Annotated in this window: 25 protein-coding genes; 13 read left to right on the forward strand and 12 right to left on the reverse strand. The window is 69.4% G+C overall.

Annotated elements, in window-relative coordinates:
• Positions 1–1,391, forward strand: a 1,391-nt coding sequence (locus DBR36_RS14005) for a cell division initiation protein (protein ID WP_181373612.1), incomplete at its 5' end; no start/stop codon positions are given.
• A gap of 9 nt (positions 1,392–1,400) precedes the next feature.
• Positions 1,401–2,339: an aldo/keto reductase family oxidoreductase gene (locus DBR36_RS14010; RefSeq protein WP_108320362.1), complete on the forward strand. Its 939-nt coding sequence runs from the start codon at positions 1,401–1,403 to the stop codon at positions 2,337–2,339.
• 9 nt (positions 2,340–2,348) lie between these two features.
• On the opposite strand, the gene DBR36_RS17390 is transcribed toward DBR36_RS14010, so the two are convergent.
• On the reverse strand, positions 2,349–2,672 hold the full coding sequence (locus DBR36_RS17390; RefSeq protein WP_146185370.1) for a hypothetical protein: 324 nt from the start codon (positions 2,670–2,672) through the stop codon (positions 2,349–2,351).
• A gap of 130 nt (positions 2,673–2,802) precedes the next feature.
• Between DBR36_RS17390 and DBR36_RS17395 the strand changes: the two genes are divergently transcribed.
• The gene (locus tag DBR36_RS17395) at positions 2,803–3,024 is read left to right on the forward strand and encodes a hypothetical protein (protein ID WP_146185371.1); all 222 of its coding nucleotides are present in this window, start codon (positions 2,803–2,805) and stop codon (positions 3,022–3,024) included.
• Positions 3,025–3,191: 167 nt separating this feature from the next.
• On the opposite strand, the gene DBR36_RS14025 is transcribed toward DBR36_RS17395, so the two are convergent.
• Positions 3,192–3,560: a hypothetical protein gene (locus tag DBR36_RS14025; protein WP_108320368.1), complete on the reverse strand. Its 369-nt coding sequence runs from the start codon at positions 3,558–3,560 to the stop codon at positions 3,192–3,194.
• Positions 3,561–3,641: 81 nt separating this feature from the next.
• Between DBR36_RS14025 and DBR36_RS14030 the strand changes: the two genes are divergently transcribed.
• Positions 3,642–4,223 (forward strand): MarR family winged helix-turn-helix transcriptional regulator, encoded by a 582-nt coding sequence (locus DBR36_RS14030; protein WP_108320370.1) that lies wholly within the window; start codon positions 3,642–3,644, stop codon positions 4,221–4,223.
• On the forward strand, positions 4,220–5,011 hold the full coding sequence (locus DBR36_RS14035; protein WP_108320372.1) for a transglutaminase family protein: 792 nt from the start codon (positions 4,220–4,222) through the stop codon (positions 5,009–5,011). Before DBR36_RS14030 ends, DBR36_RS14035 begins: the two co-directional genes overlap by 4 nt.
• Positions 5,012–5,030: 19 nt before the next feature.
• Here DBR36_RS14035 and DBR36_RS14040 read toward each other — a convergent pair whose 3' ends face one another.
• On the reverse strand, positions 5,031–5,723 hold the full coding sequence (locus DBR36_RS14040; protein ID WP_258222865.1) for a triacylglycerol lipase: 693 nt from the start codon (positions 5,721–5,723) through the stop codon (positions 5,031–5,033).
• Between the two features lie 119 nt (positions 5,724–5,842).
• Here DBR36_RS14040 and DBR36_RS14045 point away from each other — a divergent pair, with 119 nt between their 5' ends.
• Positions 5,843–6,091, forward strand: coding sequence for a hypothetical protein (locus DBR36_RS14045; protein WP_108320374.1), 249 nt, complete (start codon positions 5,843–5,845; stop codon positions 6,089–6,091).
• A 179-nt stretch (positions 6,092–6,270) separates the two neighbouring features.
• Here DBR36_RS14045 and DBR36_RS14050 read toward each other — a convergent pair whose 3' ends face one another.
• On the reverse strand, positions 6,271–6,456 hold the full coding sequence (locus tag DBR36_RS14050) for a hypothetical protein (protein WP_108320400.1): 186 nt from the start codon (positions 6,454–6,456) through the stop codon (positions 6,271–6,273).
• A 298-nt stretch (positions 6,457–6,754) separates the two neighbouring features.
• On the opposite strand from DBR36_RS14050, the gene DBR36_RS14055 reads away from it, so the two are divergent.
• Together DBR36_RS14055 and DBR36_RS14060 are read left to right on the forward strand one after the other, a co-directional pair.
• Positions 6,755–7,777 carry a TerC family protein gene (locus DBR36_RS14055; RefSeq protein ID WP_108320402.1) on the forward strand — a complete coding sequence of 341 codons (1,023 nt, stop codon included), beginning with the start codon at positions 6,755–6,757 and terminating at the stop codon, positions 7,775–7,777.
• Between the two features lie 117 nt (positions 7,778–7,894).
• On the forward strand, positions 7,895–8,860 hold the full coding sequence (locus tag DBR36_RS14060; protein WP_108320376.1) for an LLM class F420-dependent oxidoreductase: 966 nt from the start codon (positions 7,895–7,897) through the stop codon (positions 8,858–8,860).
• Positions 8,861–8,900: 40 nt separating this feature from the next.
• Here DBR36_RS14060 and DBR36_RS14065 read toward each other — a convergent pair whose 3' ends face one another.
• The 5 genes from DBR36_RS14065 to DBR36_RS14085 form a co-directional block, all read right to left on the reverse strand.
• A complete protein-coding gene (locus DBR36_RS14065; protein ID WP_146185372.1) occupies positions 8,901–9,170 on the reverse strand; it encodes a hypothetical protein in 270 nt (89 codons plus the stop codon).
• Between the two features lie 375 nt (positions 9,171–9,545).
• Positions 9,546–9,836, reverse strand: coding sequence for a helix-turn-helix domain-containing protein (locus DBR36_RS17870; protein ID WP_181373614.1), 291 nt, complete (start codon positions 9,834–9,836; stop codon positions 9,546–9,548).
• Between the two features lie 241 nt (positions 9,837–10,077).
• Positions 10,078–10,455 (reverse strand): PPOX class F420-dependent oxidoreductase, encoded by a 378-nt coding sequence (locus DBR36_RS14075; RefSeq protein WP_108320382.1) that lies wholly within the window; start codon positions 10,453–10,455, stop codon positions 10,078–10,080.
• Entirely contained in the window at positions 10,449–10,991 is a 543-nt protein-coding gene (locus DBR36_RS14080) for a 2'-5' RNA ligase family protein (protein ID WP_108320384.1), read from the reverse strand. The genes DBR36_RS14075 and DBR36_RS14080 overlap by 7 nt, the downstream gene beginning before the upstream one ends.
• Positions 10,992–10,994: 3 nt before the next feature.
• The gene (locus DBR36_RS14085; protein WP_108320386.1) at positions 10,995–11,372 is read right to left on the reverse strand and encodes a MauE/DoxX family redox-associated membrane protein; all 378 of its coding nucleotides are present in this window, start codon (positions 11,370–11,372) and stop codon (positions 10,995–10,997) included.
• Between the two features lie 163 nt (positions 11,373–11,535).
• Here DBR36_RS14085 and DBR36_RS14090 point away from each other — a divergent pair, with 163 nt between their 5' ends.
• The gene (locus DBR36_RS14090) at positions 11,536–11,829 is read left to right on the forward strand and encodes a hypothetical protein (protein WP_108320388.1); all 294 of its coding nucleotides are present in this window, start codon (positions 11,536–11,538) and stop codon (positions 11,827–11,829) included.
• 1 nt (position 11,830) lies between these two features.
• On the opposite strand, the gene DBR36_RS14095 is transcribed toward DBR36_RS14090, so the two are convergent.
• The gene (locus DBR36_RS14095) at positions 11,831–12,157 is read right to left on the reverse strand and encodes a hypothetical protein (protein WP_108320390.1); all 327 of its coding nucleotides are present in this window, start codon (positions 12,155–12,157) and stop codon (positions 11,831–11,833) included.
• A gap of 188 nt (positions 12,158–12,345) precedes the next feature.
• Between DBR36_RS14095 and DBR36_RS14100 the strand changes: the two genes are divergently transcribed.
• Positions 12,346–12,801 carry a MarR family winged helix-turn-helix transcriptional regulator gene (locus tag DBR36_RS14100; RefSeq protein WP_108320392.1) on the forward strand — a complete coding sequence of 152 codons (456 nt, stop codon included), beginning with the start codon at positions 12,346–12,348 and terminating at the stop codon, positions 12,799–12,801.
• Positions 12,802–12,814: 13 nt separating this feature from the next.
• On the opposite strand, the gene DBR36_RS14105 is transcribed toward DBR36_RS14100, so the two are convergent.
• Entirely contained in the window at positions 12,815–13,129 is a 315-nt protein-coding gene (locus tag DBR36_RS14105) for an ATP-dependent DNA ligase (RefSeq protein WP_108320404.1), read from the reverse strand.
• Between the two features lie 80 nt (positions 13,130–13,209).
• Between DBR36_RS14105 and DBR36_RS14110 the strand changes: the two genes are divergently transcribed.
• Positions 13,210–14,229 carry a glycoside hydrolase family 6 protein gene (locus tag DBR36_RS14110; protein WP_108320394.1) on the forward strand — a complete coding sequence of 340 codons (1,020 nt, stop codon included), beginning with the start codon at positions 13,210–13,212 and terminating at the stop codon, positions 14,227–14,229.
• A gap of 119 nt (positions 14,230–14,348) precedes the next feature.
• Complete coding sequence (locus DBR36_RS14115) at positions 14,349–15,284, forward strand: response regulator transcription factor (protein ID WP_181373615.1); 936 nt, start codon at positions 14,349–14,351, stop codon at positions 15,282–15,284.
• A 92-nt stretch (positions 15,285–15,376) separates the two neighbouring features.
• On the opposite strand, the gene DBR36_RS14120 is transcribed toward DBR36_RS14115, so the two are convergent.
• On the reverse strand, positions 15,377–16,846 hold the full coding sequence (locus DBR36_RS14120) for a glycosyltransferase (RefSeq protein ID WP_108320396.1): 1,470 nt from the start codon (positions 16,844–16,846) through the stop codon (positions 15,377–15,379).
• A 141-nt stretch (positions 16,847–16,987) separates the two neighbouring features.
• Between DBR36_RS14120 and DBR36_RS14125 the strand changes: the two genes are divergently transcribed.
• On the forward strand, positions 16,988–18,005 hold a 1,018-nt coding region (locus tag DBR36_RS14125), incomplete at its 3' end, for a hypothetical protein (RefSeq protein ID WP_219927664.1).

An 18,005-nucleotide genomic window follows, 5' to 3' on the forward strand; every position in this document is an offset into this window, starting at 1 on the left:
GTCCCGCACCCACCGTTCCCCCGCCGCCCGCCGACGAGTCCCCGCTCGATGCCCTGCTGGGCAACACCGGGTCGGACTCCGATACGCCCCCGGTGTTCCCCGTCGGCTTCCGTGGATACGATCGCGACGCCGTCGACGAGGCCGTCCGGACCCTGGCCGACCGCGTGCGCCGCCTCACCGTCGACGCGCACGAGGAGCGTGAGCGCGCCGACGCGACGATCGCTCGAATGCGGACCGAGTTCGAGCGTCAGGCCGAAGAGACCGTCCGCGGGTACGCCGACGAGGTCGCCTCGCTGAACGATCAACTCCGCGCCGCCTCCGCGCGCGTCGCCGACGCCGAGACCCGCGTCTCGGCGCTGTCCGAGAAATTCGTTGCACAGGCCGATGCCGACCCGGGCCAGGAGCGGCAGCAGTTCGAGGCGATCCTGCGGGTGGCAGAAGAGCAGGCTTCCGTCCTCGTGCAGAACGCGGTGGCCCAAGCCGACCGCCTGCTCATCAGCGCCCAGGACGAAGCGGCGGCGCTTCGCGAGGAGGCCGTCGCGGAGCAGGCGCGCTTGCGAGCCGAGGCGCAGCATGATGCCGACCAGGTGCGCCTCCGGATCGAGACGGAGGCGACCGCCCATGACGCGCGTCTGGAGCGCGAGCGCGCTCACGCCGCAGAGAAGGTCGCCCAGGCTGAGCGCGAGGCGACCGCGATCCGCACCGAATCCGAGAAGGGGGCCGCGGCCCTGCGGAGCCTCGTGTCGCGCGAGACCGGCGACCTCCGAGCCAAGGCCGAGCACGACGTCCGCGAGATGACCGCCCGCGTCCTGGAGTTCGAGGAGTCGCTCACCCGTCGGCAGGACGAGGCCCAGCAGGAGTTCATGGTGCTGCACGATCAGGCCGTGGCGCACGCCGAGCGCATCACCTCCGACGCCAGCGATCAGGTGGCCTCGGCCCTCGAGCACGCGCGGCGCATCGGTGCGCGCGCCGACGACTTCGAGCGCCTGGCCCGCGCTCAAGCGCAGCAGATCGAGGCCGACGCGCAGGTTCGGGCTCGTGCGGCGCTCGACACGGCACGCGACCGGGCGGCCCACATCGCGGCCCGCATCACGGACCACTCGACGCAGGCCCTGCGCGACGCAGAGGATCGCGCGCGGGATCTGCGGTGGCAGCAGCAACAGCTCGCCAGCTTCATGGCCGAGCTGAGCGAATTGCTGCGCGCCGTCCCGCGCGAGCTGGACGAAGGCGGCAGGCTCGCCGAACCGGAGTCCGCGTCCGCTGAGGACGCCCCCGCACCGCTCGATGACAGCGGTCGCGCGAACCCCGAGACGGCGGCCGACTCCCGAGCGGAGCACGACCACGAGAGCGATGCCGATCCGTTCCCCCCGGAGCCGCCGGCAGCGCACTAGCGTCGAGGGATGCGAACACTCCCCCTGGGCCCCACCGGAACGGCTGTCCCCAACGTCGTCGCCGGCATGATGCGCATCGACGACAAGACCGACGACGAGGTCAAAGCCCTCTACACCGCGGCTCGCGACGCCGGCATCGACTTCTTCGACCACGCGGACATCTACGCGCAATCCCTCCACTCCGCCGAGACGAGGTTCGCAGAGGCCCTCGACCTCAGCTCCTCGGAGCGCGACGAGATCCGTCTGCAGACCAAGGCGGGCATCGTCCGCGAGGGTCCGTACTTCGACTTCTCGTACGACCACCTCGTCAGCTCCGTCGAGGCGTCGTTGCGCGCGCTGCGAACCGACTACGTCGACGTCCTCCTGCTGCATCGCCCCGATGCGCTGGTGGAGCCCGAAGAGGTCGCGCGGGCATTCGATCACCTCGAGGCCGCCGGAAAGGTACGCGCCTTCGGCGTCTCGAACCACACGCCCCGGCAGATCGACCTGCTGCGGACGGCCGTTCGTCAGCCCATCGTCGCCAATCAGGTCCAGTTGTCGATCGCGCACGCCCCGCTCCTCGTCCAGGGGCTCGCGTCGAACATGGAGAGCACCGGGCAATCGGTCGTCCGGGACGGCGGCGGGCTCGTGGAGTACTGCCGGATCGAGGGGATCACCCTCCAGGCATGGTCGCCGATCCAGGGCACGCGAGCCGGGGGCGGCACCTTCCTCGGGAACCCCGAGTACGCCGAGCTGAACGCCGTCATCGACGAGTTGGCGGCGCGCTACGACGTCACCGCTCTGGCGATCGCGGTCGCCTGGATCACGCGGCATCCGGCCGGCATCCAGGTGGTCCTCGGCACGACCACCCCGCAGCGCATCACGGATGCTGCGGCGGGATCGCAGATCGCCCTGACGCGCGCGGAGTGGTACGCGTTGGTCCGGGCGGCGGGCTACATCGTCCCGTGAGCGGCGTCGTCAGTCGCCCCGCCGACCGCGTCGGCCGCGGGCGATGACGACGATCGCTCCCACGACGACGACGGCGGCCGCAAGGAGGGGGACGAGAACGAAGGCGAGCCGACCACCCTCCGCCTCGGGATCCGGATCGGATTGCGCGGGACCGTCATCGACGACGCCGGACGAGGTGACGAGAGGAACCGTCGTGGACGTCGCCGCGCCCATCGGTGATACCGCGGAGACCGTAACGGACTTCTCGAGCACCGGCGATGCAGCGAAGGCGGGGGCCGCACCACCGGTGACGAGGAGGACTGCGACGGTCGTCGCGATGAGGGGGGAACGCATGGATGTGCCTTTCGTCGGTCCGGTCACCGTAGCCAGCACCCGATCCGAAAGCGCGACGCTGGACGGATGGACGCGAGAGCGCTACGCGTCGCGCCTATGCTGGCCGCAGACGCGGGAAGGGAGGTACACGATGACGCGACCGACGAGGTTCCCGCTCGGGGCGACCGCGAGTTCCGTTTCGGCGCTCGTCTGCGCGATGCCGACTCTGGTCTTCCCCGCCGACTCCCCCATCGCCCCGAAGCTCGGCTTCTTGACGGTGGGGGCGGTGTTCTTCGCCCTTGGCGTTCTGCGCATCCGGGCCGAGGGCCGAACACCGCCCGTTGATGGCGAAGGCGACGTCACGCGGCAGTGACGGCCTCGAGATCCCCTGCGGTGATGATCGTGAGGGGCTCTGTGGGCAGATCCCAGGACGCGATGGGGTCCATCTTCTTCTTTCTGATGAGGTGTCGCCGGCGCGGACACGCGGCGTAGAGGGGACGTCGCGGCTGCGCCGAGATGTCAAAACCGGCAGGGGGCCGATTACGCGGCCCGGGCCAGCGAGCGTGCGGCTTTGGCGGGGGCGGTTCGCGCAGGGGTGCGGACGGCGGGCTCCTCGACGTCGATGTCCAGGCTGAGCCCGCGAGACGAGTTGGCGTCATTCGCCATGCGCTTGAGGAGGTTCTGGTCGAGGGACTCCGGCTGCTCGGAATCGAAGACGAAACGCAGCGGAATGGACGGCTGCAACCAGATGGTCGAACGCCCCACCGGCTCATTCGCACCGTGCACCCACGACAGGGTGAAGCTCTCGCCCCGGCGCAGCTTGGTCGCGACAACCACCTTGACGTGCGCCAGCATGCGGTCATCGATCGTGATCGGCTCGGTGGTCGTGCCGTAGAAAAGCTTCGCCATGGTGTACCCCTCTGCTCTTTGCTTGAGCGACAACTTACTAGTTAGACTAGCGAATAGGCAAGCGAGTTATTAGGAGCGTGGATGACCGGGCAAAGCACCTCGCCTCCGTCGTACTGGTACAGCGAGAGCACCGAGGACGAGCGGGGGGCACGGGTGATGGAGGCCATGCGCCTCTACCGCGCGGCCGAGATGACCATGCGCCGGCAGACGCAGACGTCGATGGCCATGGGAGAGAACGAGTTGCTTGTGCTGCGCTTCCTCACGCGGGCGGGCACCGTCGACCATGACGTGACCCCCATCACGCTCGCCCGCCACCTCGGGGTCTCGACGGCGTCCGTCACGGCTCTCCTCGATCGGCTCGAGCGCTCGGGCCACGTGGTCCGCGCCCCTCACCCGTCGGATCGCCGCAAAGTGGTCGTATCCCTCACCTCCCACGCGGACGCGGAGATGCGCGAGACGCTCGCCGCGATGCACACGCGAATGATGCAGGCGACGAGGGGCATGAGCGAGGGCGAGACGCAGGCCGTCACCGCGTTTCTGGAAAGGATGCGGTGCGCGGTGGCCGATGTCTGCGCTGAGCGGAGCGGCGGCTGCTGCGGCCTGGCGAGCACGGCTCAGGAGTCGTCGGTGTCTGCTCCCCTCGCGCCGGGGGTCGCCGCATGAGGGCGACGGTCTCGGTCGACCTCGTCCTGCGCGCCGAGACCGACGCCGACGTGGTCCTGTCGATCGCGCCGCCCGCCGCATGGGTCGACGACGAGGAGCTCGTCGTCGTCGCCGTCGATGAGCCGGTCGAGGTCTTTTCGAGCACGGACGCGCACGGGGCCAGACTCCATCGCGTCAGCCTCCCCCGGGGACGCGTGACGGTGCGTTATCGCGCGGAGACCCGCGCCCCGGCCGCTCCCGCGCCATCCGACGAGCTCGACCCCGTCATCTACCTGCGACCCAGTCGATACGCCCCCTCCGACGCCCTCACCGAGGCGGCGTCGCGATTCCCGGACGCGTCCGCACGCGACACGCTCCACCAGGTGTCCCAATGGGTTCACGAGCATCTCCGTTACGTTCCCGGCTCGAGCGGACCGACCGATTCCGCCGCCGACACGCTCCGCGCACGTGAGGGCGTCTGCCGCGACTACGCGCATCTGACGATCGCTCTTCTGCGCGCACGGGGGGTGCCGGCTCGCCTCGTCTCGGCCTTCGCCCCCGGGCTGGACCCGATGGACTTCCATGCGGTCGTCGAGGCGTTCGTCGAGGGGAGATGGGAGACCGTGGATGCCACGCGACTCGCGCCGCGTCCGCACCTCGTACGCATCGCCACGGGCCGAGACGCCGCGGACACGGCCTTCCTGACGACGCTGTCCGGCACGATCGCCGTCGAGGAGATGGTCGTGACGGCCGTGGCATCCGATGCCCTCCGGAGCGACGACCACGTCGGAACCGTGCTCCTACCCTGAGCGCGCGCGGCCGGCCGCTCTAGCCCGCGAGGCGGATGACCTCGATCACGATGCGCGGAGAGGCGAGGACGCGGAAGTGCCCACCCTCGTCGAGCTCGATGTTGCGCGCTCCCGCGAGTTCGCTGCCCTCCGGTATGTGCGGATCGAATGGGCCGTAGATGGACACGATCCGGGTGTTGACCTCGGCGGACGCGGCGAGCGCTCGCATCGTGGCATCCCCCGTCGCGAATGCGCGCAGCGAGGGGGTCGGCATGACGCGGCTGTACCGCGACCCGCCGAAGGGCGTCGCGACCGCGACCATGCCGCGAATGCGCGCCCCCACGGGGTCGAAGGCCATCACGTGCTTTCCGATGAGTCCGCCCTTGCTGTGCGCGAGCAGGACGACCTCGGCCAGGCCCCGAGCCTCGATGAGGGCCGACACCTGCGCCGCTGAGGAGGCGATCGGGCGCCTGTTGCCACCGAGCTCGGTCACCACGTGGACGGGATGACCGTGGGCATGCACGGCCGCGGCGAGCGGCTCCAGGAACCGCCACGTCTCGTAGATCCCCGGAAGCAGGACGATCGGCACCCCCGGTCCCTCGGCGAGTGCGTCGGGCGCCGTGCGACCGGTGAGGGCACGCGTCTGACCTCGAACCGCGTAGATGTAGTCGCGCGCCCACCACGCGAGGCGTTGCCGGAGGCTGACCGCCGGGGTCACGGCATCCATCGACATGCCCCCATCTTCGACGCGAGCGCGACGAACGCACGGGGGTTGCGTACGGGTGCGCCGCACATCACCGCCCGGACCGCAAGCCCGGGATCCGTGCTTCCGGCCCGACCTATCGTGTCGCCATGAACATCTCGGACATCACCTGGAACGAGCCCGCCCGCCAGAAGATCCTCGACGACGCGGACCGTGTCCTGCGCGAAGCCGTCGTCGCGGTCGCACGCGAGAACGACGGCATCTCGTCGGACGACGCATTCGCTCAGATCAACGGACGCATCAAGGATCGCTTCATCGACTACGAACCGGGCCCCGACATCCGCACGTACGCCGACGCGATCGCCGCGGGCGAGATCCCGACCGACGAGGCGGAGTGATCCGGAGGGTTCGCGCCTTCGGATCCGCTGGGATTCGGGGCCGAATCCTCGGGCGCGGCATACCCTTGCCTTCCCGCGACACGGCATCGCCGATGCGGACGGCGTCCCTCGGACGCCTCGACGACTCCCGTCCGTAGAGCCCGTCCCCCACCGGGCTCCGGACGGGAGCCGTCCGGGGATCAGCGGTCCTCGCCGTATCCGCGGATGCTGCGCAGATCGTCCTGCAGGTCCTCCTGGGCGGCGTCGTCCTCGACCGCCGCATCGGCCGCGCGCTGTTCGCGCGCTCCGTCCTTCTTCTCGTCGACACCGGCGTCGGTCGCGCCGTCCATGACGGGAGCGTCCTGGGTCTCTTCTCGATCGGTCATCGTCATCCTCCTCGGAATGCAGTGTCCCGGCATCCTCTCGGACACCGCGGCGACGCCGCTGGGGCTTGCGCGTCACCCCGCGACGTGTTCGCCGCGGGTACCACAGCGGATCGAGACGTGTCTAGTCCGCGCTCTCCCAGGCGGCTCCCGTACAATCGACGGAGCAAGGGGAGTACTCCCGTCGCGACGATCTCGTCAATACGGTCCACGCCATCGTGGGCCCGGGACGTCGGCCCATCTCGCCGGGCGGAGGAGACCTTGGTGTCTCGTCGTACACCGATTTCCCTTGGAGGCCGCCGTGGGCGTCACCCCCCTCATCTGGATCATCACGATCGCGATCACGATCGCATTCTTCGTGTTCGAGTTCTTCGCGCACGTGCGCAAGCCGCATGAACCGACCATCGGAGAGTCGGCCCGCTGGTCCGCGTTCTACATCGGCCTCGCGTTGCTGTTCGGCGTCGGCATCGGCGTCGTGTCGGGCTGGACGTTCGGCGGGGAGTATTTCGCCGGGTACCTGACCGAGAAGGCATTGTCGATCGACAACCTCTTCGTCTTCCTCATCATCATGACCGGCTTCGCGGTGCCGAAGAAGTACCAGCAGAAGGTGCTGATGATCGGCATCGTGATCGCCCTGATCATGCGCGGCGCGTTCATCGCCGTCGGCGCGGCCCTCATCGAGAACTTCTCGTGGATCTTCTACATCTTCGGCGCCCTGCTGCTCTTCCTGGCGTACCGGCAGGCGTTCTCGCACGGTGACAGCGACCCGGCGAACGGCAAGTTCATGCAGTTCGTGCGGCGCGTGCTCCCCGTCTCCGAGGAGTACAACGACGACAGGCTCACCGTGAAGAAGGACGGCAAGCGCTTCGTCACCCCCATGCTGCTCGTCATCATCGCGATCGGCTTCATCGACCTCGTCTTCGCGGTCGACTCGATCCCCGCCATCTACGGCCTGACGAACGAGGCGTACATCGTCTTCACCGCCAACGCTTTCGCTCTGATGGGTCTGCGTCAGCTCTACTTCCTGATCGGCGGTCTGCTCGAGCGCCTCGTGTACCTCGCACAGGGCCTGGCCGTCATCCTGGCGTTCATCGGCGTCAAGCTCGTCTTCCACGCCCTGCACGTCAATGAGCTGCCGTTCATCAACGGCGGCGAGCCGCTGTTGTGGGTGCCCGAGATTCCGATCTGGTTCTCGCTGCTGTTCATCGCCGCCACGGTCGCGGTCGCCACGGTGGCGAGCCTGCGCAAGACCCGGAACGACGCGCAGAAGAAGGAGCGCGAGACCTTCGACGGCGAGAAGGTCATCCACGCCCCCGAAGACTGAGCCCTGGTCGACACGGCGGGCCGGCGGCGTCAGCCGCGGGCCCGCCGTCGTCTGCCGCATCACGGCGCGGAGCGCAACCCCGCCGGGCCCGTTCCACGCGCGTCCTACCGTGGCCGCATGACGCGATTCGGCTACACCCTCATGACCGAGCAGAGCGGCCCCAAGGCTCTCGTGGACTACGCGATCGGCGCCGAGCGCGCCGGCTACGACTTCCTCGTCTCGAGCGACCACTACTCCCCCTGGCTGACCAGCCAGGGCCACGCCCCCTACGCGTGGACGGTCCTCGGCGCCGTCGCCCAGGCCACCACCGACGTCGAGCTGATGACGTACGTCACGTGCCCCACCGTGCGGTACCACCCGGCGGTGGTGGCGCAGAAGGCCGCGACGCTTCAGCTGCTCTCGGACGGCCGATTCACCCTGGGCCTGGGCTCGGGCGAGAACCTCAACGAGCACGTCGTGGGCGAGGGCTGGCCCGCGGTGCACGCCCGCCAGGACATGCTCGTCGAGGCCATCGAGATCATCCGCGCCCTGCACACCGGCGACCTGGTCACCTACGACGGCGAGTATTTCCGCGTCGACTCCGCGCGCGTGTGGGATGCCCCCGAGGGTGGCGTCCCGATCGGAGTAGCGGTCTCGGGTGCGAACTCCATCAAGGCCTTCGCCCCTCTGGGTGATCACCTCATCACCACCGAGCCCGACGCCGACATCGTGTCGGGGTGGGACGAGCACCACGACGGCGAGTCCCGCAAGATCGGTCAGATCCCCATCAGCTGGGATCCGGACAAGGATGCCGCCATCGCCCGCGCGCACGACCAGTTCCGCTGGTTCGCGGGTGGATGGTCGGTCAACGCCGACCTGCCCACGCCCGCGGGGTTCGCCGGCGCCTCGCAGTTCGTCCGCCCCGAGGACGTGGCGGAGTCGATCGCCTGCGGCCCCGACCTCGACGAACTCGCCGAGAGCGTGCGGCCGTTCATCGACGCCGGCTTCACCGACATCGCCATCGTCCAGGTCGGCGACGCCCAGCAGCAGCGTTTCGTCGACGAGGTGGCGGCGCCTCTGCTCGACAAGCTTCGCGCCCTCTGAGGCCGCGGTGGGGGTGCGGCGCGAGCCGCACCCCCACCCTTCAGCGGACGGTGTATCCGGACTCGACGACCCACTGCTCGAGGCGCCACACCGGAAGCCGGAAGACGCGGGCGACCGCGGGAAGCGGATGATCGGCCTCGGTGACGGCTGCGACCGCGAACTCCCGCAGCGATCGGAAGTTCCGGCCGGCGAGAACCCCCTCGCGCAGGTCGGCGAAGGTGCGCAGCTCTTTCGGGGCCCCCGCCCCCGGCGCGACCAGCACGTAGCGCGACGTCCCACCCATGCCCTGCTCGGCCGCGCGGCGGTGCACCTGAGAGGCTGCAGAAGCCCGGGATGCCGCACCGGCCACCGGGCGCGGCTCCGGTGGAGCCTCGTGGCCGCCCCCGTTCCCGGGCGGAGGGGGCGCCGGCACTCCCGCGTCCCATGCCGCATTCGGCAGAGGCCCGCCCCAGGTCTGCTCGGTGGCGACGAGGCGACCGGGCGCGACCGCGCGGGACACCTCGCGAGCCGGAGCGCTCGGGGCAGAGGATGGTTCGGGCATTTCGCGAGGAGCGATCGAGTCGGTCCACGGGGCGGGAGGCAGTTCCCCTCCCCAGACCACCTCGCTCGGCACCACGTAGGCACTCGCCGTCGCGGCGGGCGTGGGCGCCGCCGTCAACCATGGCGCCGGGGGCAGTTCCCCACCCTACGCGACTTCACCCGACGAGGCCGCGTCAGCGACCGATCGCTCAGAGGCGGGTTCGGCGAACAGCTCCGAGACGCCGATCTCGAACGTCTCGGCCAGGGCCACGAGGGTCGCCAGCGACGCCGTGGTGCGGCCCGCCTCGATCGCCCGCAGACGGGATTCCGACAGCCCCGACTCGAACGACAGCTCCACCAGTGACAGGTCGCGGTCCTCGCGGAGCCGGCGCACGCGACCGGCCAGGGTGCGCAGCACGTCGTCGAGACGACTGTCCAAGGACGGGTCGGCGGTCACGTCGGCATCCCCTCTGCGACGATCCGCGGAGGAGCCGCGAAGGGTCCGCGGGAGGACGGACCCCCGTCGCCGAACGCCCGCGGAGAGTGGTGGACCGAAGCCGACCGTCGTCTCGTCCGTGACTGTGACCCCACCCGCATGCGCCTCTCGTCGAGCGTTCGATAAAACCGTGTCCGGGGAGTGACGTCTGAACAATATCGCGTCCGGCCCGCGGCCTCTGCCAGGCGGACGCCGAAGCGGTTCAGGCGCGGAAGGCCGCCGAGCCGAGCACCCGCTCGACGGTCATCTCGAGAACGACCCGGTCGGGGTTGACCCGCGGCTGGCGGTAGCGCGCCGCGTACAGGTCGACGGCGCGGGCGACGGCATCCGGATCGTCCGTGACCCGCGCCGGCCCCTCGAAGCTAATCCACTTCGCTCCGTCGACCGAGCAGATCGATGCCCGGCCGTCGCGGGCCGCGTTGACGAACTTCTGCGTCCCGCGGGATCCGATGACCCGGACGACACCGTCCTCATGGGTGAAGCCCACGGGGACCGCGTGGACGCGACCGTCCCGTCCGATCGTCGAGAGGGTGGCCAGGTGATACTCGCGCAGGAAGTCGCGCGCTTCGTCGGTCAGCACGTGTCCAGGGTGCCATGACCGACGAGGTCCGTCACGGTCCGGGACGCGGCATCCCACCGACGCAGTCCCACGGCGCGCGCCGTGAGTTCCTGCTGGGCGGTCTCGGACCACACGGCGAGCGCCTCTCCGACGCGCTCGATCGGTACCCGCCGCGCGATGGTGACGTGGGGCGTCCACGCCCCCGGACGCGTGTGATCCGCATCGCCCCCGGGACCCGCCGTCTCGTGCACGCGGGCGTGCAGCGTCAGCAGTCCCGCCGTCGGGACGACCGACCGCGCGATGACGCGCGTACGGCCCGCGCCGAAGAGCAGGGGCGCCCCCAGCGTCAGCGGCAGGGGCAACAGGGGCAACAGCGGCTCCGCGGTGAACGGGAGAAGACCCGGTCGCACCAGCAGAGTGATGTGGGGGCGGTTGCTCTCGCCCTTGTGCTGCGCCTGGCTGGGCAAGCCGGCTCGCGCCAGCGCGTCCCACTCGGCGCGCACCGCGGCATCCGTCTCCTCGTCCAGAAGGAGTTCGAGACTGACGACGTCCGTCATGGTTCAGCGCGTCGACCACCAGGCGGCGGCCACCAGCCCGGGCTGGAAGAACAGACGCACCAGACGCTTTCGATCGGTGTCGAGACCGAAGGCGGAACGACCCTTGCGCCACTGATCGATGTTGCCCGGGAAGATGGCTACGAAGAAGGCCGCCAGCGCCGTACCGATGCGCCGCCGCTCGCGCGGCAGGGCGAGCAGGGCGAGTCCGAAAGCCGCTTCGACGACACCGGATGCCACGACCACCGCGTCGCGATCGAGAGGGCCCTTCTCGACGAGGGCGTCCGGCACCTGCGCCTGGAAATCCTGCCGGGCGAACGTCAGGTGGGACACGCCGGCGAACAGCATCGCCAGGGCCAGAGCCCAGCGCACAACAGATCTCATGGGGGAACGCTAGCGATCGCTCCGAACCGACCGTGCGGGCTTGACGTCCACCCCGTCGCCCTTTCACCGCCGTCGACGGGCGCTAGATCACCCGTCCCGATTACGCAAGCCCAGGCCGCCGACGGCCGCGCGCGGTTGACTGATGCAAACGAAGGAGGTGTCCATGACGATGACCGATGCGGCGAGCCCCGCCACTACCGACGACGATCTGGACGCCCTTCTGCGGCGCGCGGCGACGGGCGATTGCGACGCATTCGTCGCGTTCTACGATGCGACCGCGCCCCGCGTCTACGCGGTCCTGCTGGCGCTCACCGGAATCGCAGCTCGCGCCGACGCTCTGCTGGAGGGCATCTACGTCGAAGCGTGGGAGCGCATGCGCGGGCGCGCCGCTCCTCCGTGTCCGGGAATGCAGTGGATGTCGGCCATCGCCCACCGTCACGCAGCGGGCCGCGCCTGAATCACCCCGCCGGTGCGGTCGCGGTGGCGCCGTGCTCCTCGAGGTCGACCGTCAGGCCGCTCGACGAGTTCGCCGATGTGGCGTACGCCTGCAGCAGAGCGGGGTCGAGCATCTCGGGCTCGGTGGAGCCGAAGACGAAGCGCAGGGGGATCGAGGGCTGGATCCAGATCGTACTGCGGCCCGCATGCTCGCCCGAGGGATGACGCCACGACATGGTGAAGCTCTCACCCCGCCGGAGCTTGGTGGCGATGACGACTTTCACGTGCGCGAGCACGCGGTCCGGAACGCGGATCGGGCTCTCGGAGGAGCCGTAGAACAGTAAGCCCAAGAGCCTCTCCTTCCGAGTATCCCTGCACCAGATATTTTACTAGACAACCTAGCTATCACAAGTGACGAGGGTGGAAATTCCGGACGTACGCGGGGTTTTTATACCGGGGCCGGATTAGATCGGTCAACTGGAATCTCGGCTACCGAACTACACTGTCCGACGGGGGCCTGAGACGCCCGAGGAGACTGATGACCATCGAGATCGACGACGACCAGGCCACGACGGCGGCGCGCGCCGTCGAACGTCTGCGACTCGCCGAAGCCCGTCTCGCCCGCCGCCGCCAGACCGACTGCGGCCCCAGCGAGAACGCGCGCGCAGCCATGCGCCTCATCCTCGAACGCGCGGACGCGGGAACGGGGGTGACACCGACCGAGATCGCTCAGGCTCTGGCCATCTCCACGGCCTCGGTCACCGGGATGCTCGACCGCCTGCACGCGGGCGGCCTGATCGGCTTCGTCGCCAACCCCTCCGATCGGCGCAGCAAATACGTCGTCCCCTTCGATCGGGATGCCGACCCCGACGCCATCGACCCCGTCACGGCAAGGATCCGGGAGTTCGCCCTGGCCCTTCCCGAGGACACCGCCGGCCAGGTCGCCGCCTTCCTCGACCGCGTGCGCGAGGTCGTGGACGCGGAATGCGCGTGAGCCGCGCGGCCGCTCAGACGGCGGACGCCGACTCGGGGTCGGGCTCGGCCACGATGCTGAGACCCTGGGGCGCGCTCGCCTCGTTCATCAGCTCCTCGACCCAGCGCCGGTTCAGCTGCGGCGCGCGACTGCCGTAGAAATGGAAGACGAGGGGGATGGACGGAGAGATCCACAGCGTCCGCGTACCGCTGCCGTCGCCCATCGGGAAGTGGAACATGAACGGCTCGCCGCGACGCAGCTTGTTCATGAACACCACGCGGAGGTGGGAAAGCGTGCGGTCCTCGATGTCGAACGAGTGACCGAGTGTGTTGTAAACCAGTTTCCCCACGCCCACAGCCTATCCCGACGAGTGGACTTAACTACTCCGATGCCGCCCGGCACGCCCTCGACTAGAGTCGGAAAGTGACGATGAGACGACGGATCACCGAGCGCGCGCGTCGCATCCCGCGCTTCGTCCTCGCGATCGGCGCGGTCGTCGTCGTCGTGGCCCTGGTGGTCGGAATCGCCGTCGTGGGAAACCTCGTCACGACGCTCTTCCGGACCCTGGCGGCCGCACCCCCGGCCGTCGACACGAAGATCGTCGTCGCCGACGAGTCCAAGGCCGCGCAGGCAGCGCGACGCGACGACGCCGACGCGGATCAGACGGCCGCCGCGCAGTGGCTGGCCGCGCAGCCCACCACGTACTGGCTCACCCCCGAGATCGACCCGATCGACGAAGTGTGGGACCGCGTCGCCCACCTCGCCGCCGAAGCGCGGGAGCAGAAGGCGACGCTGTCGGTCGCGGTCTACGGCCTCCCCGATCGGGACTGCGGAAACCACTCCGCGGGCGGCCTAGACCCGGACTCCTATCGGGAATGGACCGCACGCATCGGCGACGCGCTCGCGAACGCCTCGGATGTCCGCAAGATCGTGATCCTCGAGCCCGACAGCATCGCTCTGGCCTCCTCGTGCGGTTCGATCGAGGACCGCGCCGGCTACCTCCGGACGGCGGTCGACGGCATCCGCGGAATCGACACGTGGATCTACCTCGACGGCGGCCACTCGGCCTGGCATCCTCCCGCCGAGATGGCGGGGCTCCTGCGGGCGACCGGACTGCTCTCCGACGTGCGGGGCGTGGCGTTGAACGTGTCGAACTACCAGGACACGGCCGCCGAGTTCGACTACGCCCACGCGTTGTCCGACCAGCTCGGAGGACTCCACGCCGTGATCGACACCTCACGCAACGGCGCGGGACCCGCGGGATCCGAGTGGTGCAACCCCTCGGGCAGACTGGTCGGGAGCCCGGGCGGCACCTACGGCGACGGAGTCGTCGATACCAACCTGTGGATCAAACCGCCGGGCGAGAGCGACGGCTCGTGCAACGGCGGGCCGGACGCGGGCACGTGGTGGCCGGATGCCGCTGTGGAGCTGACGCGCGAGCAGCGCTGACGCGCGCATCACGGGATGCGCACGCGAAATGTGCCAAGATTGCGCTCGTCGCGTCGCGACGCCGTGTCTCGGGGGAGTACGCGGGCACGATCTCGTGCGAAGCCGGAAGAGTGGGTCAAATGAGCGACAGCACCGAGCTGCTGAAGACAGCCGTCATCGTCGAAGACGATCCCGACATCAGACACCTCCTGGTCGAGGTGCTCGAGTCGGCCGGTTTCTCGACGGTGTCGGTCGGTAACGGCATCGACGGCGTCCGCGCCGTGATCGCGTACCAGCCGCTCATCACCACCCTCGACGTGAACATGCCGGGCATCGACGGGTTCGAAGCAGCCCGTCGCATCCGCGCGCAGAGCGACACCTACATCATCATGCTCACGGGCCTCGAGGAGGAGGCCGACGTCGTCCTCGGACTCGGCGCCGGAGCCGACGAGTACGTCGTGAAGCCTTTCCGCCCCCGCGAACTCCGGGCCCGGATCGAGGCGCTCCTGCGTCGTCCGCGCAGCGGTGACGCCGCGCCCTCCTCCGCTCCCCGGCAGGACAGCGTGGGCCCGTCGTTCCCGGCACCGCGGACCGAGACTCCCGTCGCGGCTCCGGCGCCCGCGCCCGCCGCCGCCGTGGTCGTGCCGTCGTCGCAGGGCCCCGAGCCCCGGGCGTCCGCACCCGGCACCGAGATCACGCACCGCGCGCCCGCCGGCGAGCTGACGCCCACCGGTGGCACCTGGGTCGCCCATCGCGATCTCCAGCTCGACCCCGACAGTCGCCTCGTGCGGGTCGCAGGCGAGGAGCTCGACCTGACCCGCACCGAGTTCGACCTCCTCGCGACCCTCATGGAGTCCAAGCGCCGGGTGCGCAGCAAGGCCGACCTCACCCTCGTCCTGCGCGGCGAGTCCTACGTCACGAGCTACTTCGTCGGCGAGGCCGACAAACGCGCCATCGAGGCCCACATGACCAACCTGCGCCGCAAGCTCGGCGACAACCCGGCGAATCCGCGCTACATCGAGACGGTGCGCGGTGTCGGCTATCGCCTGACGTCGGAGTTGCTCGCCGCGCCGTGAGATCCACCCGCGCATGACGGATGCCTCGACCCTCCCCAGGGCCGAGGCATCCGTGTTCTCTGACGCGTTCGGGCGATCAGATCGGGGGTCCGTCAGACCTTGAAGCCGTGCTGGCGACGGACGAGCTTGGAGAACATCAGGAGGGTCTGGAGCACGGTGACCACACCGACGATGGGCCACCCGATCCACAGGATCGAGGACTGCACCATCGGGCCGACCATGACCCAGATCACGGCGAGCGCGATCGCCACGGCGATCAGCACCACCATGGGCGTCCAGTGGCCGAGACCGCCACCGCGCTCCGCCTTGGCCTGCATCGCCCAGTTGTCCACCTTCTTGCGCGAGAGGAAGCGGGTCCACGAGCGGACGAAGTGGCTGATGCGGATCCACATGAACAGCTCGGCGGGCAGGAACAGGATCGCGAAGAGGATATCCGTGCGGTTGACGTTCTTCATCGTGCGGGCGATGCGCAGGTTGAGCAGCATCGCGATCACGGGCGGGATGAGCCAGAGCGGAGAGAAGACGAAAGCACCGATCGACAGCGACCCCGCGAGGAGTGTCAGGAAGGCCACGCGCACGAACAGGTTGGTCAGCATGCCGAAGTTCTCGAACCAGCGCAGGCGCAGGTTGGGGTGGAACGGCTGTCCCTTGGTGTCGCCGCGCTGGCCGGGCCACATGAGCTCGATCGCGCCGTACGTCCACTTCACCTGCTGCGCGTCGTACCCGGACAGGGTCGTCATGCCGCCCACGTCGGCGCGCGCGTAGGGGCTGATCTTGGTCAGGTACCCGGCGCTCTTGATCTGCAGCGAGAGCAGCGAGTCCTCCACCTCGGAGTCCTTCACCCACGGCGTCGACTGGTGATTCTGCTTCATCGCGTCGCGCAGCGCGTTGGTCGAGAAGATCGAGAACTGCCCCCCGAGCACGGCCATGTTTCGACCGCGCAGCATGTTCTGCAGGTTGAAGGCGGCGAACTGCGTGCGCTGACCGGCGGTCAGGAAACGCGCCATGAGGCCCTTGATCGGCTTGTCATCGATGGTGTAGATCGCCGAGATCCCGCCGATGCGCGAGTCCGAGACGGCCTCGGTCTCGAGGTATTCGACGGCCTTGCTGTCGGCGATCGTGTCGCCGTCCACACCGAGCAGGTAGTCGTACCCCTCGACGAGCGAGTAGCCGTAATTGAGCGCCCCGACCTTCTTGTCGGGGTTCTTGCCGATGTCGTGGACGAAGACCTCGGTGAACTGCTCGCCGAGCTCTGTGTGGATCTCGTGCGGACCGCTGTACTCCGAGGCGATCTTGACGGTCGCGTCCGAGGTGTTGTTGACGACGACGTGGATGACGTCGGGGACCCGCGTCTGCGAGAGCAGAGCTTCGATCACGTCCGCGATCGACTCCTCCTCGTTGTACGCCGGAATGACGCATCCGATCGTCGAGCGGTGCACCGACGTGTTCTCGAGGACCGCGGCGAAGTCGTCGGCGAAGCCGTGCTCCTCGGCCGCCGCCAGCTCGCGCGAGTGCAGGCTGAATTCCCGGGCGTCGGGGGTGAAGCTGCGCGCATCCGTCATGGCGGTGTCTTCCTATCGGTGTAGTGGCGTATCGGCCATGTCCCACTCTGGTAGGTTCACCGCAAGACGACCGCCTCCCACGACGACCGTCTACGCAAGATTTCCTCAAGATTGCGTCGGCGCCGCAGAAGGAGACGACTCGTGATCGTCCTCGCCCTGCTCGCGTCGATCCTCGCGGCCGGCGTCGCCCTGACGATGCTGATACTCGCCCACGGGCGCCCCGAGGACGACCGCGGCGGACCCCGGGCCGATATGGTGCGGTATTTCGGCTTAGCGGCGGTCGCAGCGCTCGTCTGCGGCGCGATGAACGCGCTCGAGACGGCCGGAGGCGGCGTCGGCGCCGCCGCCGGCGGCAACGCGGCGAACCTTCTCGCCCCCGGTCTGCTCTGGGCGGGGGCTCGACGCCTGAACGGCCGCCGGGCGATCGGCGCGGTCAGCACGGGCGCCGGCGCCATCCTGATGTTCGGTCTGACATTCCTCATCGCCCTCGAGGATGCGACGCTGCTGAAGACGGCGGGGCTGGTCGTCTTCGGTGCTCTGGGGGCGCTCGAGTGCGCCCGTCGACCGTTGGGCGATCTGAGAGCCGCTCGACTCCTGTCGTGGACGCTGGGCGTGTACGCCGCCTACAACCTGGTGCGCCTTGCGGCCGCGGCGATCTTCGGCCCCGGCGTCCTGACCTCCCCGGGGCCGGTGTCGGCCGAGTCGACGGCGGCGGCGAGCGCCGTGGCCATCGTGCTCGTCTCGGCGGGCGCCGTGCTGATGGGCCGGCAGCTCGACGACGCCCCCGCGCCCGGCACCCGCGCGCATGACCGTGGAGCGTTGCGCCGACAGGCGGTCCGCTTGCTGAGCGCGCACGCGACCGTCCGCGCGACCCTGGTGCGCGTACCCGAGATCGATCTCATCCGGGCGGCCCACACCGTGGAACGCGGCGAGGTGATGCTCAAGACCGTCGGCGAAGCCCTCGAAGACGCTCTTCCCGGGACGGTGACGGGGATGCCGGCCCGCGACACCGTCTTCTCGGTCGCTGCCGCAACCTTCGACGCGGCAGAAGTGGAGAGAACGGTACGGCGGGCGTTCGCCCGGCGCATGCCGTCGATCGATTACGACGACGTGCCCGACCTGTGCTTCGAGCACTACCTGATCATGGATGTGGATGATC

Origin of the sequence: Microbacterium sp. HMWF026, assembly GCF_003061325.1 — a bacterium.
In the GTDB taxonomy this organism is placed as follows: domain Bacteria; phylum Actinomycetota; class Actinomycetes; order Actinomycetales; family Microbacteriaceae; genus Microbacterium; species Microbacterium testaceum_E.